The sequence below is a fragment of the Skermanella sp. genome (assembly GCF_059503625.1).
The window spans coordinates 1-3,239 of record NZ_JCACHA010000232.1 but is presented as its reverse complement, the minus strand read 5'-3'; the positions used below and the strand labels follow the sequence as shown (position 1 = coordinate 3,239).

Genomic DNA, 3,239 nt, shown 5'->3' with positions numbered 1-3,239 from the left:
TCAGGCACGAGCGGGAGGCCAGGATCCGGGAAATCGAACTTCTCAACGGCATGATCCAGGGTATGCGCCGTTAGGTCCGGGCACGATGCGGCGGATCCCGTTCTCAAGGATCCGCTGGCATTCAGGGTTCAGTGCTGAAATGCAGCGCACGTTCGCTGCGTTTCAGGTACTTCGTTCATAGCGAACCTCTGGATGCCGGTGAAGCCGATATTCAGAGGCTGATGCAATCGACAAGGTGAGCAGCCGCGCATGCGTTTTGTTCCGGCTGTGGAGCAGTCCTCGGCTATCATCGATAGGCAAACCATTGGAAAATAACAAAAGTCGCACTTCAGTTTAGAGTCCACCCTGCTGCTGACACATGAACGTATAATGTGGCTTATGGAAAACTAACTGCTATAGCGAGTTTCCATCAATGATGCACAACCTGACCTTCAAGTGATCTGCTTCAGTCACCAACCGCTGCCGAAACACGGCCTGAATGTTGGGCTTGCCCAACCCCTTGAAGCTTTTTTACATCCGGCAAAATCGGTCCGTCAGGCGCGCCATGCCTGTACCACGTTTGTCGTGTGACGCTCAGATCCGCCACGTCCGTGTACGGCTGAGCCATCCTCAGCATCGTGGCCCCAAGCTTGCTAGCCGTTATCCTGGGGGTTGGCTTCTCGGCTGCCGACACGGCCATGGTGTCCTTGACGCTCTCCCGATGCCGCAGGTTTGGTCAGATTGATGCGGAAGCGGTCGCAGCAGCGATGCTAACGGCAAGTCATCTCTGTGGTGGTGAAGCCAGCGCGCCGCGAATGGCTGAGGAACAGCTGACGGCGCCGGCCTTCGGGCAGGCCGCGATGCCGTGCAAGGTGCTGATCGGCTAATCCCTTCATGTGTGGTCGCCGGCATCACAGAAGGCTGGGGCTGCCGGCAAGGTCCGCCCGCGTGTTAATTTCCACACCATCGTCTCGCAAGAAGGCCTTAGTTAACATCACGCGGCCCTGCTCCAGCGGCGATGCCGCCAGTCCACATGCCGGCCGGTGATCAGCGGCCAGCCTGTCGCTGGCTGGTCGATCAGTTCATAAAACTGCTGTTCCATGACCGTCCGCTTGACATATTCAGGGTCAAACGCGACGCCGAAATATGAGCAATGTTCAGGTTCTCTCCAGGTGTTGTCGATCACCCTGCCCTCCTCGTCACAGCACCAGGCGTGCGGCACTGGTACGAGGTCACTGGCGTAGCCCTCGACGTAAGTGAGTTTGTGCCGCAGTGCCAGTTCAAAGGCATTTTTGAAGCAATGCCCAAGTTCGCCGGCCCGAATTCTTCTGGGCAGCCGCGCCGGCGTCCAGACTTTACCCTCGCGCAGCACGAAATCGGCCGGCCCATGGTATGGTAGTATTCCTTTGCGCCTGCTCCGAGCTTCCCTCTCGACTGCCTGATTGAGTTTGAGAAAGGTCATCATTCCTCCCATGTCGCACATATCGCCTGTCATCATGTCCAGCGTGTTCTAGTCAACCATGGTCACGCATGCCTGTTGAGGGTTCCGTTTCCAGATCATCCAACCCGCACCGCCCGGTAACGCGCCGTTCGGGCGACCGTGTTCGGCGTTCAGCCCAGATTTTACTGATCATCCCGGCATTCGCGTGGATAAACCATGTGGGTGCGCGAGTGAGAATCGCCCGCACAGAGACGTCGGCGTTCGCTGTTTGGCACACTGCCCTGCGATCACGCGCTGGTGGATGCGCGAGATAGCAACCGTTCAAGGCCTTGTTCAGTTCTGACATAACAATGCTCCTGGATAGCTCCTGATTTTAGCCCGCATCATCATTGAAAGCGCTATTCCCAGAATGGGAATTTCAAGATCTGTAATGTTATTATGTCTGTTCTTTGTGAACAGAAAGTAAATTTTTCTGCGTTCTTCTCGGTCAGTCTGACAAGCCAGATGGTGAATACTATATATCATTCACCATCAACCTCGGTATGTGCTCATGAATGCTGTAACAGCTTATTAGCGTGCATCAGGCGAAGCTGGCGCGATCCAGCCGGTGGGGTTCTGTCAGCATTCAGGTACGGACCACTATGGGCTGTGGCTTGGATGTGGTTAAATTCCACTGCATCTTGTAGCAAAGCCCTGAGAGCTGACAGAACCCTCGCGAAAAGCTTGGCGAGCATCTCCCGGTTTGCGGCTAACCATGGGGTTAATCCAGGTGTAGCAACAGATAAAGATTGCCAAATGGCATCACATCTCTCATATAATGCCAGAAGGAAGGAGACTGCCATGCCCGCCATCGTCCTAATCGACACGAACCTCCGGGAGTTTCGGCCTGAGCCAATCACTGTAGAGGAGGGCGGCGCGATGTTCCGCGCCGTGGTGAATCTCTTCCGCCTGTGGGATATCACCGACGATCAAGCCGCAAGGCTGCTCGATCTGCCGGTGCGGACCTACCGCCGCTGGAAACTGGGCGAGATCGGACGTATCGACCGCGACAAGGCGGCACGCCTGTCAAATCTCCTGGGTATCCACAAGGCGCTGCGCCTCATCTTCCAAGAGCCGGCGCGCGCCTACTCCTGGGTGAAGGCACCCAATGATGCCTTTGCTGGCCGTCCGGCGCTCGACGTCCTGCTCGACGGCGAGCTGACCTCGCTCATGCGCGTGCGCCGCTACCTCGACGCCGAGCGGGGTGCTTGGTGAACGATGTCTTACCGCCGATCGTGCGGATCTCGTGGCCAAGTGCCGTGCGCATCATCCGCAGTCGCTATCCTACGATTGATCTCTTTGATGACATTGCCGATCCGGCCGACTGGCCGCTCCTCATCGCGGCCGAGCAGAAGACCAATCCGCGCCTGATGGAAAGCATCGGCAATCTCGACCTCGTGCCTGCCAACCGGCGCGTTGGCGGACAGGGCGCCACGTACCTCATGGCGCCCTTCACCCATGTCAGCTCCGATCGCCCGAGCCGCTTTAGCGACGGCACATTTGGCGTTCTCTATGTGGGGCAAATCTTCGAGGTTGCCCTGCTCGAGACGATACATCACCACGCCCGGTTTATGGCCGCCACCCGAGAGCCGCCCGGCTGGGCGTCGCAGTTCCGCGAAATCATTCTCGATGTCACGGCCGATCTGCATGATCTGCGCGGACCTGGCAGGGCTCTCGCTGCTGCGCTCGATCCGGACGATTACACAGCTGGCCAGTCCCTGGGCCGGGCAGTGCGCCAGGCCGGTACCGACGGCTTGGTCTATCCGAGTGTGCGATATCC

General features: G+C 57.8%; 3 protein-coding genes. 2 read left to right on the top strand and 1 reads right to left on the bottom strand.

Annotated features, from left to right (window positions below):
* Positions 1–973 precede the first annotated feature (973 nt).
* Positions 974–1,441 carry a hypothetical protein gene (locus AC5JJ6_RS05710; protein WP_496041114.1) on the bottom strand — a complete coding sequence of 156 codons (468 nt, stop codon included), beginning with the start codon at positions 1,439–1,441 and terminating at the stop codon, positions 974–976.
* Between the two features lie 819 nt (positions 1,442–2,260).
* Between AC5JJ6_RS05710 and AC5JJ6_RS05705 the strand changes: the two genes are divergently transcribed.
* Entirely contained in the window at positions 2,261–2,674 is a 414-nt protein-coding gene (locus AC5JJ6_RS05705) for an MbcA/ParS/Xre antitoxin family protein (RefSeq protein ID WP_496041113.1), read from the top strand.
* Positions 2,671–3,239, top strand: a 569-nt coding sequence (locus tag AC5JJ6_RS05700) for an RES family NAD+ phosphorylase (RefSeq protein WP_496041112.1), incomplete at its 3' end; no start/stop codon positions are given. The genes AC5JJ6_RS05705 and AC5JJ6_RS05700, both read left to right, overlap by 4 nt.

Bases quoted from the DNA above. Each gene is read 5' to 3' on its own strand.
- AC5JJ6_RS05705 (WP_496041113.1), top strand. From the start codon at position 2,261: ATGCCCGCCATCGTCCTAATCGACACGAACCTCCGGGAGTTTCGGCCT.
- AC5JJ6_RS05710 (WP_496041114.1), bottom strand. From the start codon at position 1,441: ATGACCTTTCTCAAACTCAATCAGGCAGTCGAGAGGGAAGCTCGGAGC.